Annotated in this window: 22 protein-coding genes; 16 read left to right on the top strand and 6 right to left on the bottom strand. The window is 51.8% G+C overall.

The features are described from left to right. Nucleotides 1-92: 92 nt before the first annotated feature. The gene (locus tag LEPTO7104_RS0131660) at nt 93-311 is read right to left on the bottom strand and encodes a hypothetical protein (RefSeq protein ID WP_017302585.1); all 219 of its coding nucleotides are present in this window, start codon (nt 309-311) and stop codon (nt 93-95) included. 240 nt (nt 312-551) lie between these two features. Further along, a complete protein-coding gene (locus LEPTO7104_RS40960) occupies nt 552-725 on the bottom strand; it encodes a hypothetical protein (RefSeq protein ID WP_155524054.1) in 174 nt (57 codons plus the stop codon). Between the two features lie 363 nt (nt 726-1088). Between LEPTO7104_RS40960 and LEPTO7104_RS40965 the strand changes: the two genes are divergently transcribed. Then, a complete protein-coding gene (locus LEPTO7104_RS40965) occupies nt 1089-1247 on the top strand; it encodes a hypothetical protein (protein WP_155524055.1) in 159 nt (52 codons plus the stop codon). 327 nt (nt 1248-1574) lie between these two features. Here LEPTO7104_RS40965 and LEPTO7104_RS0131670 read toward each other — a convergent pair whose 3' ends face one another. Together LEPTO7104_RS0131670 and LEPTO7104_RS0131675 are read right to left on the bottom strand one after the other, a co-directional pair. Continuing rightward, on the bottom strand, nt 1575-5060 hold the full coding sequence (locus LEPTO7104_RS0131670; RefSeq protein ID WP_017302586.1) for a hypothetical protein: 3486 nt from the start codon (nt 5058-5060) through the stop codon (nt 1575-1577). Between the two features lie 67 nt (nt 5061-5127). Further along, on the bottom strand, nt 5128-5769 hold the full coding sequence (locus LEPTO7104_RS0131675) for an FHA domain-containing protein (RefSeq protein ID WP_196358216.1): 642 nt from the start codon (nt 5767-5769) through the stop codon (nt 5128-5130). A 238-nt stretch (nt 5770-6007) separates the two neighbouring features. Between LEPTO7104_RS0131675 and LEPTO7104_RS0131680 the strand changes: the two genes are divergently transcribed. The 14 genes from LEPTO7104_RS0131680 to LEPTO7104_RS40970 all read left to right on the top strand — a co-directional run bounded on the left by LEPTO7104_RS0131680 (nt 6008) and on the right by LEPTO7104_RS40970 (nt 17507). Next, a complete protein-coding gene (locus tag LEPTO7104_RS0131680; protein WP_017302588.1) occupies nt 6008-7408 on the top strand; it encodes a hypothetical protein in 1401 nt (466 codons plus the stop codon). Between the two features lie 7 nt (nt 7409-7415). Continuing rightward, nucleotides 7416-8327, top strand: a complete 912-nt coding sequence (locus tag LEPTO7104_RS0131685) for a hypothetical protein (protein ID WP_017302589.1) — start codon at nt 7416-7418, stop codon at nt 8325-8327. After that, nucleotides 8317-9039: a hypothetical protein gene (locus tag LEPTO7104_RS0131690; protein WP_017302590.1), complete on the top strand. Its 723-nt coding sequence runs from the start codon at nt 8317-8319 to the stop codon at nt 9037-9039. The genes LEPTO7104_RS0131685 and LEPTO7104_RS0131690 overlap by 11 nt, the downstream gene beginning before the upstream one ends. Nucleotides 9040-9043: 4 nt before the next feature. Next, the gene (locus LEPTO7104_RS0131695; protein ID WP_017302591.1) at nt 9044-9661 is read left to right on the top strand and encodes a hypothetical protein; all 618 of its coding nucleotides are present in this window, start codon (nt 9044-9046) and stop codon (nt 9659-9661) included. Between the two features lie 6 nt (nt 9662-9667). Next, nucleotides 9668-10138 (top strand): hypothetical protein, encoded by a 471-nt coding sequence (locus LEPTO7104_RS0131700; RefSeq protein WP_017302592.1) that lies wholly within the window; start codon nt 9668-9670, stop codon nt 10136-10138. Then, nucleotides 10138-10794, top strand: a complete 657-nt coding sequence (locus tag LEPTO7104_RS0131705) for a hypothetical protein (protein WP_017302593.1) — start codon at nt 10138-10140, stop codon at nt 10792-10794. Before LEPTO7104_RS0131700 ends, LEPTO7104_RS0131705 begins: the two co-directional genes overlap by 1 nt. 25 nt (nt 10795-10819) lie before the next feature. Beyond that, nucleotides 10820-11101 carry a hypothetical protein gene (locus LEPTO7104_RS0131710; protein ID WP_155524056.1) on the top strand — a complete coding sequence of 94 codons (282 nt, stop codon included), beginning with the start codon at nt 10820-10822 and terminating at the stop codon, nt 11099-11101. Further along, nucleotides 11101-12690 carry a hypothetical protein gene (locus LEPTO7104_RS0131715; protein WP_017302595.1) on the top strand — a complete coding sequence of 530 codons (1590 nt, stop codon included), beginning with the start codon at nt 11101-11103 and terminating at the stop codon, nt 12688-12690. The genes LEPTO7104_RS0131710 and LEPTO7104_RS0131715 overlap by 1 nt, the downstream gene beginning before the upstream one ends. After that, a complete protein-coding gene (locus LEPTO7104_RS0131720; RefSeq protein WP_017302596.1) occupies nt 12687-13052 on the top strand; it encodes a hypothetical protein in 366 nt (121 codons plus the stop codon). The genes LEPTO7104_RS0131715 and LEPTO7104_RS0131720 overlap by 4 nt, the downstream gene beginning before the upstream one ends. After that, nucleotides 13052-13558: a ferritin-like domain-containing protein gene (locus LEPTO7104_RS0131725; RefSeq protein WP_017302597.1), complete on the top strand. Its 507-nt coding sequence runs from the start codon at nt 13052-13054 to the stop codon at nt 13556-13558. The genes LEPTO7104_RS0131720 and LEPTO7104_RS0131725 overlap by 1 nt, the downstream gene beginning before the upstream one ends. Before the next feature lie 332 nt (nt 13559-13890). After that, complete coding sequence (locus LEPTO7104_RS0131735; protein WP_017302599.1) at nt 13891-14268, top strand: hypothetical protein; 378 nt, start codon at nt 13891-13893, stop codon at nt 14266-14268. After that, a complete protein-coding gene (locus LEPTO7104_RS0131740; RefSeq protein WP_017302600.1) occupies nt 14252-16591 on the top strand; it encodes a phage portal protein in 2340 nt (779 codons plus the stop codon). The genes LEPTO7104_RS0131735 and LEPTO7104_RS0131740 overlap by 17 nt, the downstream gene beginning before the upstream one ends. Next, nucleotides 16572-17153: a hypothetical protein gene (locus LEPTO7104_RS0131745; RefSeq protein WP_017302601.1), complete on the top strand. Its 582-nt coding sequence runs from the start codon at nt 16572-16574 to the stop codon at nt 17151-17153. The genes LEPTO7104_RS0131740 and LEPTO7104_RS0131745 overlap by 20 nt, the downstream gene beginning before the upstream one ends. Before the next feature lie 54 nt (nt 17154-17207). Further along, on the top strand, nt 17208-17507 hold the full coding sequence (locus tag LEPTO7104_RS40970) for a hypothetical protein (protein WP_155524057.1): 300 nt from the start codon (nt 17208-17210) through the stop codon (nt 17505-17507). On the opposite strand, the gene LEPTO7104_RS0131750 is transcribed toward LEPTO7104_RS40970, so the two are convergent. Next, nucleotides 17479-18543: a hypothetical protein gene (locus tag LEPTO7104_RS0131750; RefSeq protein ID WP_017302602.1), complete on the bottom strand. Its 1065-nt coding sequence runs from the start codon at nt 18541-18543 to the stop codon at nt 17479-17481. The two genes, LEPTO7104_RS40970 and LEPTO7104_RS0131750, sit on opposite strands and share 29 nt — an antisense overlap. Nucleotides 18544-18624: 81 nt before the next feature. Next, nucleotides 18625-18984 (bottom strand): hypothetical protein, encoded by a 360-nt coding sequence (locus tag LEPTO7104_RS40975; protein WP_155524058.1) that lies wholly within the window; start codon nt 18982-18984, stop codon nt 18625-18627. A 145-nt stretch (nt 18985-19129) separates the two neighbouring features. Here LEPTO7104_RS40975 and LEPTO7104_RS0131760 point away from each other — a divergent pair, with 145 nt between their 5' ends. Further along, the gene (locus LEPTO7104_RS0131760; protein ID WP_017302604.1) at nt 19130-20206 is read left to right on the top strand and encodes a hypothetical protein; all 1077 of its coding nucleotides are present in this window, start codon (nt 19130-19132) and stop codon (nt 20204-20206) included. Nucleotides 20207-20223: the final 17 nt, after the last annotated feature.

The following is a 20223-nucleotide window of genomic DNA, read 5'->3' on the forward strand; positions in this document are numbered from 1 at the left end:
GTGTGTTATTCGCAACAAGTGAAGGTTGCGATCGCCAAAAGAACCCCCTGGTCCCCGGAGGGGCCAGAGGGTAAAGGTCTAGTCGGAGTCAGTTAGTTCGAGTAGGCGGCGCAAACCTCGGCAGCCAGCGCTAATAGCTCGGCTACCTCGGGGTCAGCCTCATGGCCAGGGTTGATGACCGTGGCTTCTCCGCAGAGAACAACCGCTTCGCTATAACCAGGCAGGGCAACGATGCCCTTGCCGGAAGCATGAGAGGCAGCGGCGCACAGGAAGATAAACAGAGGGACAATAAAGGCGATAATGAGTTTCATGGCAATTGCAAGTAGAGATTGCGATCGCCAAAAGAACCCTCACCGTCCCCGGAGGGGCGGGAGGGTCATAGGGCTTAGTCGGTAGTGAATCGGTAAACGATGCCGAGCATGGCACCGCCGACAGTCAGGGAATAGAGAACAGCCAGTAGGCACTGAGTAATCATGGCAATGAGAGATATAGATTGCGATCGCCAAAAGAACCCTCATCCCCTCGGAGAGGGGAGAGGGTAAGGCGAGTCGCTAGAAGGCGATAAGGTCATAGTCGGATGGAACAGGCCGAACGATAGGCTGGCGCATAGAGACTTGAACCTCGGCACCATCGGCCATAGCGGCCAGTGCAACCTGACGGTTGGTGGTGCAGTAGGTTTCAAAGCAACCAGTCGATTCGGCGTGGATAACGTGATAGTCGAACATGATAGATAGAGGATGACAACACCCAGTGAAGAACCCTCGTCGTCCCCGGAGGGGCGAGAGGGATAGGGATAGTGCGATCGGCAGTGGGCCAGCGTAGCCAGCCATGCGATCGTATAGCGTCCCCAGAGGGGAATCGCTAGGGGTCAGCCCCGGCCCCCAGTCTTGGGGTCAGGTCAACCCCCAGCCCCTACCAGGGGAGAGACTACCCCCACCCCTAGCAAGGGGCCTCGCACCCTAGCCCTGGTCCCAGGGAACTGGTCAGCCCCAGCCCCACTCATGGGACTCCACCCCCCCGGCCCCCTCAAGGGGAGCCACTACCCCTAGCCCCTAGCAAGGGGAACGGTACTCTGCTGTGGGTCTACCATGCGATCGGAACGCTCACACCGCAGCCCGGTCGGCCTGCGTCAGACAGAGGTTAGCGGCCTGGTCCATGCGGCGATCGCCACCTGGCCAGCGATGACCCGTCGCAGTCTCCCTATGCTCGACATGCGATCGCTAACCCGTGGGCATCGGGGATCATAAAAAAATACCCCTTTTTGCCCACGGCAAGAGATATCGAGATCCCTTCTCTCCTCTCACCCCCAAATTGCCATTTCGTTTTGACAGTTTTAACTAGAAAACCGAAAAGAGGGAATAGGTGAAGAGGAGAATGGGAAAAGATTGTAATCTACTGAAAAAATTAGATTAACAAACAGAAATGCCGCCGACCTACAGGGAGAAAGATCGACGGCATTCTGTGAGTTGAGGGCCGGAGTTGCCTTTCCAAAGGCATTGTCTCTCCGGTTGAGACGATTATAACTTCAAGATGGGAAAAGCATCAACAGGTTTCAGGAATTTTTCAGGACATTGTTAGGAGTAAAACTGAATTTCCTCGTTGACTTTCTTTCCACGCCTTGCAATTTCTTGAAGTGCAGCATTGTCTCCAACAGCTTGCGCCTGACGATAAGCATTTCTGAGGCCTTCGAGCTGGCCTTGGAGTCGGCCAACATGTTCAGAACGAAACTGTGGATTATGGTTTAGCTCTCGGCTTTTAAGAGTTGTGCCCTGATTGAGCATGATGGCTCGTTGTCTAGGGTCTTGAGGCAGCTGTTTAACTCCGGGCGGCAAGTAGGAGACGGAATAGACACCGTTACCAGTGGCTTCAGGGAACGGATTAGCAGGCTGGGCCTGGGTACGCTGAACGACCGGGCCGGACGGACCACCCTGCGGGATGATCATAGAGCCAACCTGCCGTCTGGCCTGGGCCACTTCATCAGCGATCGCCTGGTTTCGGACGATCTGAGCATTAGAGTCCTGCGCCCATTGCCGCTGAGCGGGGCTGAGGGCCGACCCAGAGGCCGGAGTAACGACCCTGGGGACCGGAATATTAGCCGTAGGCACCCCGGCCATGTTGGTCGCCTGAGCATTGAGGTTTGCAATCAGGCTTTGCCCGCCCATTCCGCGGACTCCCCCTACAATTTCCTCTCTAGGAACTGGAGCTTGCCGAAAAACGGTAGGTGACTGGAGCACCTGAGAGGCGAGGGCCTGGATTTGGCCAGCCTGGGCAGAGCTTGCAGGGGCAACCTGGCGAGATGCCGCCATGTCACGGGCCATCTGGGCACGAACCTCTTGCAGTGTGATGCTGGGCTGCCCCAGCCAGTCGGCTTCTGCCTGAGATAAAGAGTCGAGCTGCCCGGTTTGGCGGTTAAACTGACGTCGAGCAGTGGGCAGACCACCCATCGCGTTTACTTCGGTCAGGTTCAGGGCATGTAGACCCCGCTGCCGCCGCTGAGCATTGAGCTGACCCAGCTCATCAAGAGGAACTTGGACAGCTGCATAGTCAGGAGAGGTGTTGACGTTCCAACCTTCGGCCCTGGCCTGCTCGATTTCGGCACGGGCTGCGGCAAGTTTGTCTTCTGCGTTGGTGTGACGCAGTTCTCTGTACCGAGACGGGGCAGAGCCAGAGCCGACGCTGACAAAATCGTAGGGCTGGGCAGTCATGGCACCGCCACCAGCACCCTGCACAACCGTACCGGGGTTGATGATCTGCACATTGCCTCGGCTATCGGTCAGGTATTGAACCCCGGTCCTGACCTGATTGTGCTTAACGGTGGGGTCGACCTGGTGCAATGCCCTGAAGACTGGCTCAGTGCTGCGCCAAGCTGGACTATCGGGGGGGGCAGACAGTACGCCAGCATCTTCATCCATGTGCTTTGTGATGATGCTGGAGCTATCAGGAGAGCCATAGAGGCGATAGCCTTGCTTCTGCAACGCTTCGATCGGTACATCCTGGCCATTAACCCGGACGGACCGGGCCGACGGGGCAGACTGGGGCAGGGACAATACCTGACGTACAGGATTCTGTTGGTTCCGTCGTAAGACCTCTTCGAGCGGCAGATCCTCGGTGACGACATTGGACCCCTGACGAGTCTTGGTCGTTAGGAAGTCGGGCATCTCACCCATTTCGTCAAAGGCTCTTTGAATGTTGCCCTGCAATGCCTGCTGGCTATTCATGAGCGAAATGACCCGCTCTTGGCCAACACGGGCCTGAATCTTCTTGGACATCAAATCGTCCAACTGGCCTTGCAGGTAGTCAACAGGTAGACCTTGCTGCTGCCGTTGCAGTGCAAGATTGCTGATCGCCTCATAGGCCGCATCGCCACCAGCTGCATCATATTGATCCAGTGCTCGGGTAACGTTGCCTTCTTCAAAGGCTAGTTTTTTGCGAATCAGGGCCGGGGCATCATAGAGGGCATCGCCGGGGAAGGTTGGATCGTCTGCGAAGTAGCGGGGGTTCTCCGAGCTGAACGGAGTCGGCAGCCGAGTAGGCTGGTCAGGCGAAGGCGCATCGATCGACATCCAAGCGGGCTTAGGCTCTAGCGAAGTAAATGGGCTGTAAATGTCTGAGCGAGTCGCAACATAAGCGTTCTGGTTCAGACCGTACTGGCCGGGACCACGAACGGCAGGCCTAACGCTGCCTCCGCTACGCTGACCGTTGTCGAGAAAGCCAAGGCCGGGGATGACTCGGTTGCTTTCGTCAGTGGCAGTAAGGCTGTAGTTAGGTTGCCTTGAGCCGGAGATAAACCCATACTCGGCCTCTCGGGCCTCGGGCACCACATAGGTCGTGTTCAGATTTAGGTCAGTGGTCACAGGCTGAGAGCTGGCAGCAATCCGAGCACGGGCAGCAGCGTCATTGCTGGCCAGCGCATCATCCCTGATGCTCCGTTGTAGGTGCATGTTGGCCAGGGATTCGGCCTGGGCCTGCTGGCCTCGGGCGGCGAGGAATGGGGTAGTCTCTGCCCCTCGGGTAAATGCAGCGTCGTAAGCGTTCCCGGTCAAAGAAAGGACCGGATTGCCGCTGGTCGGAGCCGGATAGCTGCGGCTGTCTAGATCGTCGCTGGTCTTGCCTGGTTGCCAGCCTGATACCCTATCTCGGGTATCGATCGCTTCTGAGTAGGTGCGAGGGACCAAGGTACGAGTCGCGGCGGAATGAATACCCTCATCCATGCCGACCAAGCGAGGAACTTCAGACGCATCTACGAGAGTTGACCCACCGGCACCCGTAAACACGTTGCCGTCCGGGTCGGTCCCCTGGTACATAAATCGGTTCGGCACATCCTGCACGGTTCCCGGATTTGTCCAGGCATAGGGGGAAGATGTGGGAAAGACCGGGTATTGTCTGCCGCTGGCAATGTTGCCGTAGACATCAGTAAGCGTTTGACTAACATCGACACCGGGGCTATAGCCGCCAGCGATCGCCTGCGGCCCGCCCATCTTGTCGATGAGGCCGGGGGCACCGGAGGCACCACCTAGATAGTCAGCAGCAGCACGACCAGCCAAACCTCCCTGGGTAAAGTCAACATTGGTCCGTGCCCCAGTTACCGAGTCAACGCCCAGGTTATAGGGCATGTTGTATTTGGCAGAGGTTGCAGCGCCTGGGTTGGCCCCAACAATGCGATCGTAGAGGCCTGGAAACTCTTTCTGAAAGCCGCCCGCTACAGGAGAACCATCGGGTGCAGTACTGCCCAGCGACCCCCAGGGCATCTCTGGACGGTAGACCGTTTCATCCGAGCCGGGAACGCTTAGCCGAGATGGATAAAGCTCTGTGGCATAGGAACCTTGACTCGGGTAGCTGGCCCTTGCCGCAGGGGCGGGGGAGCCGGTCGGCCCGTCATAGTCAGCCTGCAAGGAATTTAGAAAAGCATTCTCCTGGCTGGTGCGCTGCCTATAGGGCTTTGCTTCGATTCGCTGGACCCGTCCAACTCGGGCATCGCCAGCAGCAGCCAGTTTTTGAGCCAGTGACCCCGATTGACCGTCTAGAAAAGCGGTCAGGTTAGTAATTTTTTGAAGCGCCATGTTACCCAAGAAGTAGAGTTCGGGGAGCCTCCACTAGGCATATTGTACGGCAGACTTAGAGGAAAGCCTAAGTCTTAAAAAGAATGACCAGGGCAAAGGCCGCTAGGAGAAAGAGAAGGAATATCAGCAACCTTACAATGGTCGTGTCTTGAAAAAAGTCAACCAAAACATGGATGAGATGGACATACCAAATCTCTGAGGTTGCAGCGGGTGCAGGGGCCGAAGCTACCTGGACAACAGCTTGCTGTTCTTCCTGCGACTCTTTTGGCCGTGAAGGTTCGATCAATGGAACCGTGTCTAACTGATCGTCTTCAGAAGGGTGAAGGGTTATGTCAATTTGATAGGTAAAGATGATTTGAGTTTTTTCGTCTCTTCTACCGAAATAAGCGATCGAGTCTTCAATGATGGGATACCAAGAGCCAGGCTTCAATATTTTTTTGTTGAAGGCTGTTTTTGATTGTCGTCCCATGTGTTTGATTTCCCAAACTAAATCCTCTTCGTTGTAACGAAGGAGGGCGTGTAGCTTGGAGACGTAGGGATCTCGAATCTGGATGTGAGTCTGTCGTTTGTCCAAATCAGTAGGCAGCGCCCTGCCTATGGTCCAGACGCGATCAACAGGATAATTGCGTGAGTCCAAAATTCGTTCTGCGTAAGCAGCACCGATACGGATCAAAATCCGTTCGTTATATTCGTTAGATTGGTTTTCCACTGGGACAACAAATAAAAGAATTTTACCTATAGATTCGAGGGTTGAGGCAATTTGGGGGTGAGAGGAGAGAAGGGATCTCGATATCTCTTGCCGTGGGCAAAAAGGGGTATTTTTTTATGATCCGTTGGATAAACTAGGTTGTAGAAGTTTTGTAGGGTATCAGCATGGAGAAACGCTACGCTGGAATGAAGCTTCTAGAGCTGATGAAGCGCCTAGAGCTAGCAAAAATTCTTAACCTATGATCAACGGTTTAGGGGGTGGGGCATCCGATCTTTGGGGTAAAGCTCAGAAGGTAGGGGCCGATGTATGGAACGTAGCGCAACAGAACTTTGGTAGGTCTGTTGTGCAAGAAGCTCTTGACCAATCAAGGCGACCAGTTATAACAGATCCGCTCAAAATTAAGCGTGAGGAAGCGGCAAAGTTACAACGGTATGCAGATGGGTTAAAGGGGACTCCGGGACATGCAGAGGCCTTAGAGAGAGCCAGCAGAGCAAGCCAGGAATTTCAGGCGGAACGGGCCAAAAACATTGCTGGCAAAACACTGGCTGATTACCTGTCAGATGCAAGTCGGTCCAAGTGGTGGTTGCTGAATGCGGCCCAGGCTGTCTCCGGCCTGGCTGGCCAGAAGATTATGAAGTCGGAAGGGTACGGCATGGGTGGGGCTTTGCTCGGCGGTGCTGCGCTGACCGGCCTCATGGAGGTGGCCACCGGGAACATTGACTTTACCAACTTGGATGAAGCGGGCAGACCCAAGGGGTACTCAACGCTATTTCCAAAGGAAATCGAGCAGGTTAACCCTGCCACCGGAGAAACGGAAATTTACGTTGACCGGACCAAAAGCGCTAACCCAGTTGCAGAGCTGGCGGCTCGATACTTCCTGAACCGAACCGGGAACGTGCTGCCAGAGGATCAGTTCCTCCAGGAACGACCGGACGTAACCCCGGAGGAATATGCTCGATTCAAGGCCGCAAAGCGAGACAGACAATTTTTTGGGGTTGAGGATTTACCGATCAGCGTCAGTGCTCCCATCGGTGCAATTGCGGGTGGGCTGATCGATGGCAAGCTGACCAAGCCTAGCCTGCGGGGGATGGTGGCAGGGGCGGTGCTCGGGCCGATTGCAAAACAAATAGCGATTGACGTTCCAACCGAGCTGGGGGTAATCCACGGGACCACAGAGACTCCTAACGACCCAATAGGCGAGGTTGAGTTTTTGGGGTATCGGGTTCCACTTAAAGCTGTTGTCGCTACTGCTGTTGGGGCAGCTGGCCTGAAGTATGGCGGGCGATACCTGAAAAACCAGGGAGCCAAGGTAGGTCAGATCAACCTGAATCTTGATGATGCTGTAGGGGGAGTAAAGCCGGGGCATAGATACTCTGTCGATGAAGTGATCGCCCAGGGTGGAGGAACTTACCGGGAACCGCCGCCCAGCTCTGGCTATCAAAATCAGGTCGATAATTCAGCAGTTCAGTACGGCTTAGACCTAGATGGCACAGGCCGAACACCTGAAGAATTTGTCCGGTTTGCTTCTGGCATTCCTCCAGAAAAAAGCGGTGCACTAAACTATGAAAACTTCCGCATTGAACAAGAGCGCAAAGAAATAGAGCGGATAAATTCAGTAATCGAAAGACTTTACGGATGAGGGCAAAATGCAGCTAATTGATCCTATAACCGGAGAGGTTAGGCCTGCCGGAAGTTTTTCTAGTTCAGAATGGCAAAACCTGGTCAGGGAAAATCCAGATGCCGCTACCTTGATTCTTCAGCTTAGGAGAAAGGAAAAAGATGCGGAAGAGGCTAGGCGGGAAAGCCTCAGAGCTAATGCAACCAGCGTCGGAGCATTGGCCGCTGGGGCGTCCTTCCCTGCCATTAATGCCGCCATGCCAAACCTAGGTAATGCGTTTGCCAAGGAGTGGATTGTTAGGGGCCATGCTGTCCCAGGCAGTGTGATTTACGAGGGGCCTAGGGTTGGCATCTCCGTGAGCGATCGCCCAGAAAACTACGGGCAAACTGTTTTTACGGTCGATGGTTCTACCGAACGACCATATAATCCCAGATTTTCGGAAGATGCGTTTATTGGTGCCGACGGAAAGCCGTTGACCGGGGGGGCCGTTGATGCCAGAAGAAATAAGTTAATTCGAGATGGAAACTTTGACAAAGACTATCTTCCACCAGAGAGGCCAAGGGAAATTGTTGATGATATAGGAGCTGCTAGAACTAACTGGACCGGCTACCAGATGTCTCCAGAGGGGGCACGATTGTATATGGCAACGCCGGAAGCGGCAGGCGTTTTTGGTGGCAGCAAGGGGGTCGAAAGGTTGGCCGAGCTTGGATTTAGTCCAAGCACTTTAGCAGGCAACTCAATCTATACGATGGATGCTCGACCAGGCGCTAGGTTTCTGGGGAGCGGCTATCATTTGGTAGATGATCTGGTCATGAAAGCGGCTCAGGGTCAATCCTTAAAACCTGTCAGGTTTGCGGGTGCTTTGATCGGTGCTTTAGGCCTGGGCGGGGCAATTGCTCAAGGAATCAACATTTTAGGAGACAGGACAAATGCTGCCTAACTATCAGGATTACAGCAACTCGGTAAGAGAAAATTTTCACCCAATGTCGCTGATGAATCCTTTCTCTGCTGCGAACAATTTGTGGCAGATTCAGGCTGGTGCCAACCAGAATCATCAAGACCGGATGAATAATGCCTATAACTCTCAGAACGCAACTAAAGGGATGCAAAGTCAACTTGACAGCATCCTAAAAGGTGTGTCCGAGGGAACGGCTAACTTATCCCAGGCCGAGCAGCTGTTGAATAATGCGGACCAGCTGGGGGTGAGCTTAGATACCCGTGGGGCAAAAATCGGCGGCAATAGTCGGCAGGCCCAGGCCAATCAATTGCTCAATGCCCATGCCGGTCTGGACACCAACGACTATATGGGGAACGTTAACAGCCTGGTAAATCAACAGGCTGGTCAATCCTCAGCTCTGAGTGATTCTGCACTGCAAGACATGGGCCTACGAAACGAAGGAATGGACCCAGGCCTAGCACGGCAGATGGGCCTAACGGCTCAATTGTCGATGCAGAACTCTAAGTTTGAATCTGACCTGGCCTATCAAAATGCTATCCGTAGCAGGCCGATTAGTCGGGACATTGCTCATCAACAAAACGATGCGCAACTGGCCATGACCCGAGAAAATAATCGGGCAAGCATGGCCAACACCTTGCTTAACTCAATGGCTCAGCAAGGTGCAAACTGGGCGAATTTCTACAAGATGGGGTAGGTAAATGGCTACGTCGACTAGAAGCGTATTTCAGGGTGGGGTAGAGGTAAGCCGTACCGTCAATGGTGGGCGATCGGCTAATGCTGGCATCTATGGCCAGCGATCAAGCTCTGGCATAGACAATGAGTACAACCTGCGAAACGAGGTTGACCATTGGGCTGACCAGCGTATGAACCAAGCCCGGTTAGACAACCGGGCCGACCAGGCCACCATGCGCCGAGACGCCATGAACAATCAGGCGATGGACCGCAACGATGCGCGTAGGGCTGCCTATAACGACTACACCATGGGTGTGCAAAGCTTCAACGAAGGAGTACGGCAGAGCCGTGCACAAGAGCGGCAGACGGACTATCAAAACCAAACCCAGAGGTTTGCCAATCAGCTCGACTACAACGCCCGAATGAATACTGCTGGAATGCAAAGCTTTGACAATATGCGTGGGCTGATGGCTCAGCTTGCGATCGCCAAGGGAGAGCAGGGCAATCAAGAGCGGTCTATCTTCGCTGACCTGACCAAGGCCAAGTGGAGCAATGACACTCAGCGTCGAGGCGATTTGCTAGGTGCCTACAGTAACCTTTCGTCTAGCTACACCAACCCTACGCAGTACAAATACTGGAGCTAACCTGACATGAGCAGCAGCTTGATTCAAACTTTCACCCCCAATACCGGGGGTATGGAAGATCTTTACAAAAAGATGCTTGAGCAGTTTGGCTCGGGTGGCACCTCAAGTTACGAGTCGATGATCAAGGCAACGAATGAAGGCAACCTGGCCATGCAGCAGGCTGCTAATGCAGGCGACATGGACTACATGAACCAGCAGTTTGCCAACATGCGGCAGATGGCTAAAGAGCAGGCCGCAGACTGGCTGAACATCAACAGTGATTTGATGGGCAAATCGTCCATGTATCGTTCGCAAGAGTCAGCCCAACAATTTGGCCAGGATCGCCAGCTTCAGGGCGACCAAATTGCTAAAGAAAAGGAGATGCAGCAAGAGCAATTCGGCCAAGAAAAAAGAATGTTTTTAGAGGATGAACGGGCTAAGATAGACGAACAAAACCGCAACTCAAGCCGAGCAGTTAACGCCTACAAAAACTTCTAATGGCAGGAACGCACAAAAGAACTAACGACAACAGGAAGCGTACCGAAAGGTTGCGCAAGCTTGACGTTGACAAGATTCTTGAGTTACTGCCAGAAGATGTTGAGGCCGAGTTCAAAAGGTATGCTCGATTTAATCAGCATTCCAGGGATTTACAGGGCTGGCTGAAGGAAGCACAAGACCAATACGCCAGCCATTTCCCTGAAACATGGAAGCCGTTTGTACCTTCAATTGCAAGTGTCACAAACTGGGTAAGAAAAAACTATCCAACAGGTGAACAAGCCGTAGTGCTCAATGAGCTTACGTCGGCCTACGTTGGTCTTGATTATGACCAGGTAATTGAATCTTCTCTGGCCCAATCGGTTACACTTTGCATGACCCTGGTTGAACGACTTCGGCTTGAAGGGGTCAACGAAATTGACCCAGCTGTTGTTTTACAGCAAGTCGCTTCTTTCCAGAAAACTATCTCAATTCTCTACAAAGACTTGAATAAAGCAAAGCGCATGTCGTCTATGCGTGATGCAGAAATGTCTGGAGCGCAACGGGTCATCGATCTTCTCCTAAATCAGTTCAAAGATCAGGCTGGAGAATCTGCTATTAAAGAGGCCTGCATTGGGGCCTTGGAGCAAATTGAATCCGAAATATATGGGGCCGTTTAAGTGGCCCTACAAGAGGAAAATTATCTTGAACGACAGAATTAGAGCACTCATAAATGCCGGGAATTGGTACTTTGCAATAGTCTTCGAAAGAGCCGTTATTGGCGCAGTTCAGCTAGAAAATGGATGGATCTTTTGCTCTGTAAGGTATTGCGCTGACCCAAAAATGTTTGACTTGGAAACAGGAAAAATGTTGGTTCGTGACGATATAATTGACCAAATTATTAGTTACGAAGCTTACAAAAGTGGGGATGTATCCGCACCCAAGGAAGCTTGGTATAAACTACCTGTTGTTGAAATGAAAGACTAATGCCCGTTCGCAGTTGGCGAGTTCATAATTTCAAGGCTCGTCACTATGCTGAACGATCGAAAGGGCTATTTACAAGTCAAGAAGCGCTCGACGCAAGAGAAGATCTAGACAAATTCATTGAGTATGTGAGCGGGCACAAGGTCGCTCATTGCCACATGAAACGGTGGTCAGAGGCCTGGGCCACTGGCCGAGATAATGTGTTGCTCAAGAAAATTGCTGGGCCAAATGAATCGATCCTTGCTCCGCGAGGATCGGCCAAGTCTACTCGGGTAGCGTACTTTTTGGCCTGGACCATTGGACACAATCCGGCAATTCCGATCATCTACTTGTCCTACAAGTCAGACATTGCCTGTTCCCGCTCAAGGGTTATTCAGCGAATCATTGAAAGCCCCAAGTATCAAGAGGTTTTCCCGTGGATACGACCCAACAAAAAGCGATGGAATCAGTCAGAGTGGGAAATTGATAAAGCCTTTGCTGGGGTATCAAATCTTGAACAAGACTATACCCTGTATGCGGTTGGGATCGACGGGGGTATTGTCTCCAAACGATCGTGGCTCATCGTCGTAGATGATCCGATCAAAAACCGTGAGTCAATCGAAAATCCAGACATTCGGGAGAAAATTTCTAATAACTGGCGAGATGCAGCCAAACCTACCTTGGTCCCTGGTGGTCGAATGCTGTCAATCGGAACCAGATTCAGGCCGGATGATATTCATGCCACCGACTTTAACAAGGAAAACGGTTGGAATATCATCGAGCAGCAGGCCATTATTACCGACGAAGACGGGCAGGAGTCAAGCTACTGGGAAGAACGGTTTCCCTATCGGTCCCAGATCGTTAATGAATTCGGAGACGAAATCGAGGGTCTTTACGAGATGCGGGAGAAGGACCCGGTTTCGTTCTCCTTCCAGTATCAGAACGTGGTCGTTCACTTGTCGAACATTGCCATCAATCCAGATTGGATCGTCTACACCTCGGTCATTCCCAAAGACCCGTTCAAGTATGGCCTTGGCCTGGACCTGTCCGGTGCAGCCCGTGAGCGAAACGACTTCACCGCCATGGTCCTCGGCAGCCTAGAGCGCACCATGGAAGAACGCAGGCGGAAAGTGAGGGATAGGCTAACCATCCTCGAAGCGGTGCGCGGCAGATGGCCAGGAAACCTCGACAAGATCGATAAAATTCTTGAGCTGTGCGTTGAATGGGGAATCATCTTCGAGACAGATAGCGAAGAGTATCCCTATCAGCCAAATGAAAACAAAGGCCTAACTGTCTTTGCTGAAGCTGTTCAGTACCAGGTCAGCTTTCAATATGACTGGAAGCGAATCATTGAAGGAAAGTACAAGTTGTGGAATTTGAGTTGTAAGGGAGTCAAGGTAAAGGGTGACAAAGATCTACGATTGAAATCAGTTACGGGTGTTTTTCAGGATGGTCTTATAAAATTTAATGAGTATCGAGACATGAGCCGGTTGGTCACTGAACTAACAAATCACGGTGCTACCGACAACGATGATTTAGAAGATGCCTTTGTGCATCTGGTCAGAGGAATGGTTAAGTACAGGCCTATCACTACTGGAGAACAAGAGGAATGATCGGCGGAAAAAGAATGCTCGATGGTTTGTATTCGATCGCTAGCAAGGCCCCACCAGAAGGCATGAGAGGGTTAGGAGGGACAGCACTTGCTGATAAAACACTGCTGGCCATGATGGCAGAAGGGCATGTCAAACCAGCCTTTGCTGGCCCAGCACTTGGCAGTGCAGCAAACTTTGCAGGCAGTGCGCTGATGTCTACTCCTGGCGGGATGGCCATGGGCATAGGGGCCACCCTGGGCGCACAGTCGATTTTGGACGAACTTGCAAAATCTAAGGCTCGTCAGCAAATGGAGGCTACGGCTCAGCTGAACCCGGCCAACATGGGAGCCACTGGAATGCCCCCTGAGATGATGTTCATGTGATGGTCTACGACATTGCGGATTGCCTGAGACAGGTTTTTGCTGATCTGTGGAAGATGGAATTTTTGGCCTACTCGATTCACTGGAATCTGAAAGATTGCCCGTTCCTGGCCGTTCACCAGTGGACTCAGGGCATCTACGAATCCCTTGCCGAATTGAAAGATGAAACGGCTGAAAGGATTCGGCAGCTCGACAGCTATCCACTGGGTAGCTTGAGCGAAATTGCTCAGTGGTCATCGGTCATCGACATTCCTCTTCCGTGCGAGAAGGACATAGCGATTCCATTGTTCATCAATAACCTGGAAAAGGTGATTGATATCTGCAATACCTGCGCAAAAATCTGCCAGGACCAAAACGATTTTGTGTCGTTGGACCTGTTGACCAGGTTGCTCAAGGTCTATCAGAAAAATCGGTGGATGGCAAAAAGTCAAATGAGTCAGGAGGCTCCGATCAGTGGAACAGCAGGCAGAGATTATCGCCTACAAAGTGACGGACCCGCTACGGTATAACGAGGCCTGGTATCAGTTCGAGTGGAAGGGGCCAATAACAAAGCCAGCTATCATGGATCGCATGTTCTATGAGGCTGTTCAGCATCAACTACCTTGGCCTGTTGAGGCGATCCCAATTGGTGAATATCCTTTGGACCTGCGAGTTAAAATCATTCGGCTCGACACGGGCCTTAATGGTTATGCCTGGAATCGGCTTTTGAACGACGCAGAAAGGCTTAGGCTATTTTCAGAACGACTCATAGCAAGGTTCGTGCTGATGGCTCAGGTGTGGGGCCTCGCCTATGTACCTCCATACGAGATGCCAAGAATCTTTCATCTAGGGAAAAAGCGAAATGAATCCTGATTTTCTGAAACGTACCGCAATCGGTTCCCTGATCGCTGGGACAGACTCAGGCTATGACATTTTGATGTATGGCAGAGATGCCGATCCTGAGACACAGGCCCAGATCAAAAATACAGCCATCCTTGGCGGCATTGGCGGCCTGGGCGGCAACTTTGCTGGGCAAGGCCTGTCCAGCGTTTTTGGCCTTACAGGTAGTGGGAAGGCCGGGGCAGTTGGCGATATTTTGTCGGCTGGGATGGGCCTCGGCGGATCTATTTTGGGTGGCTTGGTTGGAGGGAAGGTAACTAAAAAGCAGGCACAAGATCTGGAAAGCCAATTACAATTGATTCCATATCAGCCTGAATTTGACTATGCCCAAATCAATTAAAGAAATCGTTGAAGCCGCCTTAACAAAAGACGGTGGTAATACCTCTGAAACGATGATCGTCTCAAACCATCTGGCCCAGATGGTCCTTTTTGGTATTAGAAAAGGGGTTGAGTTTTACCCTCAAATCGACGTAGACGATGAACGGCAGAACTTTATCAATGGCCTGATCAAGCGGAATCGGATCGATCTATACCTGCAATCAATCTGGGAATTGTTTGTAGGGACAGGGGCGATCCTCTTTTATTTAAGGCCCCAGGGCAATACCTACGATATTCACTGGTATAAAAAAGATCAGTTCTTTCCGTACTACAAAGAAGGTGGCCGAGAATTAGAAAAAGTTGTAATTACTTATTCCTACAAGGTTCAGTCAAATCTGACCAACCTTGAGCAAGAGAAGTGGGTCAGGCTGACTATAACAACCGATGAAATTAGGCAAAGCGAGTTTGAAAATAATCCCGGTCTACTTGATATTCACGGTGTTGTAGGGAATGAAAACGTTTGCAAAAATACGCTGGGCATCATTCCGTGCGTGATCATAGACAATAACCCAACGGCCCTAGGCCAGCGTGGGACAAATGACTTTGACTGGCTGGGGGGCCAGATTGAGGCCCATGACAAAATGGCAGGGGCCATCAACAAGAACATTGAGTTTTTCGGTAATCCAAGCCTGGTGACAACCCGTAGCCACCAAGAGGTAACCGAGTCGGTCATGGACAATAGAGTGCCACGCACTGTATCAAGTGGCGCTGCTTTCACAAACCAGCACGTTGCCTCAACCTACAAATATGATCCCAGTTCCTTAGAGGCCTCTGGCAGCAAGATCCGTAAGGTAATAGGCAACGTCGAGGCTGATGAACGGTTTGGCTTTATTCAGCCAAATGCCATTTCTGGGGACCAGAACCGCTGGGCCATGCAGTTCTCGGAAATGATCCGTACTGCAATGGGCGGGGTGGATGAGCTGGGCATCAGCTCGGGGGCAACGGCCTTTGAGATCAAGAGTCTCTATGGACGGGCCGCATCTACAGCCGACCGAAAAAGCATTGCGCTTTACGACTATGGCCTGTGTGAGCTATTCAAGCTAGCGATCGCCGCCGAGGAGTTTTTGTATGAACGCAGTTTTGAGGCAGCGATTGGCTGGGATGTTGAAAAGAATGGGCCAATAAGTGGTCAGTTCATCAACTTCTATCTGGACGGAGGGCAAGACCCGAAGGGCAAAGAAATAAAGCCAAACCCTGAACCACCAGGCCTGGTCGGTTTGCGGCCTCGCGGAGACAGGGCCGTGCTCTGGAGGTATAAGGGGCCAGTCTTTGAAGATGGCCCAATCGACCTTCAGCAAAAATCGATCCTGGCCAGAAATCTGGCTGAGGAAGGTTTTGATACCATCTCGCAAATGCAAATCCTTTTCCCGGATAAAACCGAAAAAGAGATTGACAAAATGTTGGGTGGTGTGCCTTTCCGGCGCATATCTAATACACTTGGAATAGTTCAAAGTTCGATTGGTTTAATTGGACAGTTATCACAAACACCGGACCCACTAAATCCAGCAATGCCACTGGTCGCCAGATACGGGCAATTCGTGGATCAGATGGTTTTTATTCTCTTTCAGAAAATGTTGACGGAACTAAGTAGAGGCCAGACTAATGACCGAATCGTATACGATCCCGAGCCAAGTCCCTTCGGCGCAACCAGTGGCATCCCCTCCGATTCAGGCGCAGGGACAGGGGCCGGTTGGCTATCCCCAGGGCCAGCAGGGCAATTACCCTATGCAGTACCCTACGCAGGGTGGGGCAGCATTAATGCCCCAGCCCTCCCTCCAGGGGCACCAATGGCAGGCCCAGCCGACCAGCAACGTAGTCCAAATGTTCCCACAGGGGCCGCAGGCGTCGCCCCAGGTTCCCCAGGCTATGCCTCCGGGTTACTCGACCCAACCCTCTATGGGCCAGCCGGGTTCCCCAATGCCGTTCCAGCAAATGGGCAACTACAATCAGCAGCCCCAGGTGCAGCCCCAGGGCCAGGGCAACGATGGGAACTTTTTGGCGCAGGCTCTCAACAAAACGTTGGACCTGCTGGCCAGCCCGGTACGGCTCCCCTTCCAGAGTTCGTCCGGCCAATCCCAAGCCCAGGGGCAACCGTACAGTCAGAGTCAGCAAGGCTTGCCGCAATTCAGCAGCAGCAGCCTTGGAGTGCCAATCAGCAGCCCGTCTATGGGGAATCAGACCTGGCAAGGCAGCCAGGGTTACTCGCCCAACTCTTCCCAACCTTCGCAGCAGCAGCCGGGGCAATCAAGCCTGCCTCTAAGCGGGGTGCAAAGAACAAGCGCTGATTACCCCTCGGCAGCCGAGCTACAGGCAGCTGGCTACACCATTGATGGAGTAAACCAGTTTGCCGTTGAAGTGGAACACGCCCTAGTCAAAACAGCTGTTGCCCTCGACCAGGCCAACAATGAAATCACGGCTATTCGAGGCCTGATGACAAACCCTGACCGACTCTCTCAGTACACGCTAGAGTTCTTCGGTCCTAATGGCCCCTATCCGATCGAAGAGGCACGAGCAGCACGGGCACAACGGGACCAGATGGCTCAGCAGGCCCAGTACCAGCAGCAGATGCAGATGCAACAGCAGCAGCCGCAGATGCCTGGGTTTATGGACCCCCGAGTTCGGCCCGACGGTTCCGGCCTCGATAGCTCCTATGCTCGGCAGGTAGATCCGATCGGTGTTGCAAGGCCAAACTTCCCGGCTCCCCCGGTGGGCCAAACTGCGACCCCCCGAGACCTGCAAGTCCTGGGCCAGGTGTTTAGCCAGAACCCTCAAAACGCCTATGAGATCATCGACCAATTGGAACGGTCGGGAGCATTTCGCGGAGCCGTTTTGGCAGTAGACAGCTAGTACAATATAATTAGTGAGAAGGAAATCCAGGGCCTTTTATAGGCCCTTTTTTGTATGCATATATCAGTTGATGTTGATGAACTATTGCTTACATTTTCGGCAGCTCATGCCACTGAGACTAATTACGGTGGCATATACCCAAAAGCAACAGGTCAAGTGATAGACGGAAAAGATTGTGTTTGCTACATGATTGAGCACGGAGAAAACTTGCTTTGGACAATAGACAAAGCAGAAGAAGTGGAAAGACGGACCAAAAGCTATCAGGAAATGACAGGCCTGAAACCGTCTGAGGCGGCTTTAATAGTGTCAAAAGATGGCTTTGATTTTATGCCAAAAGCTGACCTGCAAATTTGACAGTATTCCTGATTTGATTTTGCAAATCAGGTGAATTAAAGTACTCAATGACATTGCCAGTTGGTCCGTAGCTTCCACTGTAACTATTGGGGACATTGCCCCCTAGGAAGTTCAAAGACCTGAGATAGTGAACCTTTTTGGCCATTTCAGAATCAGGCAAAACCTGGCGAAGCAAACCGTAGCCAATTGGCTCTGCATGGATTTCAGCGATTCGATCTGAGGTTGAATTGACGATACCTTGCTTGCCAAACGTTCCTGCAACGGTGTGAGCTGGCATACTAAGTGCATGGCCAAGTTCATGAGCCAGAGTGCCAGCAAATTTCAGCGTGGGAGTATCTGGCTTATTCTGAATATAGATGCCACGGGTTCGACCGCTGGGGGCAGTTATAGATGCAAATCCGTTGACATACTTTGCCCTTTCTAGGTCAATTTGCTTTGCTGATTCTCGATTGTAAGCATTTAGAAATTCTTCAGGATCTAAGCGCTTAACTGGAATGCCTTGTTGTTCAGCAAAGTTTTGAAGCCGAGAGAATGCGTAATTTCCCTGAGCATTATACTCTGGTGAGTTGATCGAAGAGTCGTAGGCAAGTCGTTCCCATTCGCCATTAAACGGATCTTCTAAGTGCTGGGGTAGACGTAACCCTAATTTGGTTAGATAGTCAGGAGGGGCCGCATCAAATTTAAGCTGATTGAGAGTGTCATAGGCAACTGGGGAAAGCTCAGTCGCATCTTTTCCTCGATAACGATAAAGGACTTCTTCGACGTTCGGCCTCCCCAGAAGATGATCTATGAGGCCTGTATTTGTTGAATTATCCTGAAACGTGATCGCCTGGACGGGGGTTCGTTGTTCAACCCTGTCATTTATCGCAGGGTCAAACCTCATCCGGCTTTCGATGGTCGGCTTGGATTGTAAAACTTGAGCGTTCTGCGACTGAATCCACTCTTCCGCCTGGGCTGCTTTGTCGATGGGAACTCTAACCGTTGCCAGGTCAGACAAAGCTGGGTAGGCGTATCTACTAAGAGTGAAATTATCCATAGCCCCAAAAATTAGAGTCCCCCTTTTCCGCCGAAGCTTCCAAGGGGGTAGTAGGCTCCCATCCAGAATTATAGAGACATTCTAGGATTTTGGAACAACAGAGCAAGCAGATATTCTCCTGACCTTTGCAGCTGGAACCCGCGAGGCAAGAATACGGCTGTTCGAAGAAATGGTTCCAGCAGAGTTGGGCTTTTTGATGGTATAAAAAACGTCGCCATTTGGCTGTAGGTGGACATTACCTATCAGGCCTTCTACGTAGACCTGTGCTCCGGCCTTCATTACGGTAGCCTCGACCGGATCTTGATATGCAAGAAAATCGGCCAAATAGCTTTGCTTGAGATCCGCGATTTGCTCATTGATTCGAGAAATGGCGGCATTTAGCCTTGCAAGCTCAGCAGCAAACACACTGGACTTTGATTTTTCCAAAATTGATTCTGGCATTGGGTTGAAGCAAATAATTACAATTTTATCAAACCAATAGATTTGATAGCAATTAATAGTTTTTGGCTATACTTTGGCCAGTAGGTTCATATCTCCCAATAGTAGCGACTCCCAATCGTTTTAACTTTTGGAGACATGACAAGGTATGTTTATTGATGCAGCCTTTCCTCAGCTCTTGGGGGCAGAGCTTTATCGGCCACATCCAAGTTACATCGCAGAGATGTGCTTTTCACCCTTAGTGGTGTGGGACTTTAGTAAAGCACCTGGCGAAACAATTCAGCTCGATCGCTACGCTTTTTGGGGTGAGCCGGGAACAAAAGAACAACGTGAGCGTGAAGCTGCCGAAACGATTGGTACGGCAAATGCTCGGGCAATTACAAAGAAAATTGTCCAGGTCACTCTGAAGGAATATTCAGGTCCAGCAGACCCGAATGATCCGAGTGCTCCCAGTACGTTCAAAATTCCCAAACTCACCATCCTCCGTGCCCAACGTATGTTGTGGGACATGGGGGTAGCAGGCTTCCACCAGTCCATCGGTTCGCTCAACTTGCTTGATGACTATCGGCGTTGGAGGGACCGGGTTTGGATCAATGAAGCTCTGAAAAGCACCAACACCTATAACCCCGGTGGGCAGGCTGACAGCACCGGCTACGGTAGCAATACCACCGCTGAAGTGCAAGGCAAGTTCGACATCAAGCGGGACTTGCTAACCCTGGTTGAGCGTCTGCGCACCCGAAACGTGCCGACCTTTGAAGACGGTAACTATCGGTGCCTAGCCGATCCTCGGTTTATGAAACACCTGCGGCAAGATCCTGATTTCCGCGAGGTGGCCCGGTATCCTGGCTTCCCTGGGATGCAGCCCAACCTGGCAATTTACGGGGGTGGTCAGTACCAGCAGTACAACACTCCCCAGGGCCAGCCGGTCATGCCGTCCGGTTTCGTGTTTGAGGGTGTTCGGTTCTTCGAAAGCACCAATATGCCTACTGCGATCGTGCCAATCAACTTTGGCAGCGGTTATGCAGCTCAGACCAATGAAGCTCACCTTGGTATCTTCTTCGGTCCCCAGGCCCTAGGCATGGGGGTAGGTGGCCCCAACGCTCAGGTACTACTCAATAACAATGACGACTTTAGCCGTTTTGTTATTGCCATTTGGCAGCTATACGCTGGTTTCGAGCCGCTAAACCTCGACTTTGTTGAAGTAGCACGAACCTTCGCAAGCTAGATTAGTAGGCTCCCCAA

Source organism: Nodosilinea nodulosa PCC 7104 (assembly GCF_000309385.1).
Classification (GTDB): Bacteria; Cyanobacteriota; Cyanobacteriia; order Phormidesmidales; family Phormidesmidaceae; genus Nodosilinea; species Nodosilinea nodulosa.

Bases quoted from the DNA above. Each gene is read 5' to 3' on its own strand.
- LEPTO7104_RS40975 (WP_155524058.1), bottom strand. From the start codon at position 18,984: ATGCCAGAATCAATTTTGGAAAAATCAAAGTCCAGTGTGTTTGCTGCT.
- LEPTO7104_RS0131705 (WP_017302593.1), top strand. From the start codon at position 10,138: ATGGCAGGAACGCACAAAAGAACTAACGACAACAGGAAGCGTACCGAA.
- LEPTO7104_RS0131760 (WP_017302604.1), top strand. From the start codon at position 19,130: ATGTTTATTGATGCAGCCTTTCCTCAGCTCTTGGGGGCAGAGCTTTAT.
- LEPTO7104_RS0131670 (WP_017302586.1), bottom strand. From the start codon at position 5,060: ATGGCGCTTCAAAAAATTACTAACCTGACCGCTTTTCTAGACGGTCAA.
- LEPTO7104_RS0131725 (WP_017302597.1), top strand. From the start codon at position 13,052: ATGGTCTACGACATTGCGGATTGCCTGAGACAGGTTTTTGCTGATCTG.
- LEPTO7104_RS0131680 (WP_017302588.1), top strand. From the start codon at position 6,008: ATGATCAACGGTTTAGGGGGTGGGGCATCCGATCTTTGGGGTAAAGCT.
- LEPTO7104_RS0131690 (WP_017302590.1), top strand. From the start codon at position 8,317: ATGCTGCCTAACTATCAGGATTACAGCAACTCGGTAAGAGAAAATTTT.
- LEPTO7104_RS0131695 (WP_017302591.1), top strand. From the start codon at position 9,044: ATGGCTACGTCGACTAGAAGCGTATTTCAGGGTGGGGTAGAGGTAAGC.
- LEPTO7104_RS0131715 (WP_017302595.1), top strand. From the start codon at position 11,101: ATGCCCGTTCGCAGTTGGCGAGTTCATAATTTCAAGGCTCGTCACTAT.
- LEPTO7104_RS0131735 (WP_017302599.1), top strand. From the start codon at position 13,891: ATGAATCCTGATTTTCTGAAACGTACCGCAATCGGTTCCCTGATCGCT.
- LEPTO7104_RS0131750 (WP_017302602.1), bottom strand. From the start codon at position 18,543: ATGGATAATTTCACTCTTAGTAGATACGCCTACCCAGCTTTGTCTGAC.
- LEPTO7104_RS40960 (WP_155524054.1), bottom strand. From the start codon at position 725: ATGTTCGACTATCACGTTATCCACGCCGAATCGACTGGTTGCTTTGAA.
- LEPTO7104_RS40965 (WP_155524055.1), top strand. From the start codon at position 1,089: ATGCGATCGGAACGCTCACACCGCAGCCCGGTCGGCCTGCGTCAGACA.
- LEPTO7104_RS0131720 (WP_017302596.1), top strand. From the start codon at position 12,687: ATGATCGGCGGAAAAAGAATGCTCGATGGTTTGTATTCGATCGCTAGC.
- LEPTO7104_RS40970 (WP_155524057.1), top strand. From the start codon at position 17,208: ATGCATATATCAGTTGATGTTGATGAACTATTGCTTACATTTTCGGCA.
- LEPTO7104_RS0131700 (WP_017302592.1), top strand. From the start codon at position 9,668: ATGAGCAGCAGCTTGATTCAAACTTTCACCCCCAATACCGGGGGTATG.
- LEPTO7104_RS0131685 (WP_017302589.1), top strand. From the start codon at position 7,416: ATGCAGCTAATTGATCCTATAACCGGAGAGGTTAGGCCTGCCGGAAGT.
- LEPTO7104_RS0131660 (WP_017302585.1), bottom strand. From the start codon at position 311: ATGAAACTCATTATCGCCTTTATTGTCCCTCTGTTTATCTTCCTGTGC.
- LEPTO7104_RS0131740 (WP_017302600.1), top strand. From the start codon at position 14,252: ATGCCCAAATCAATTAAAGAAATCGTTGAAGCCGCCTTAACAAAAGAC.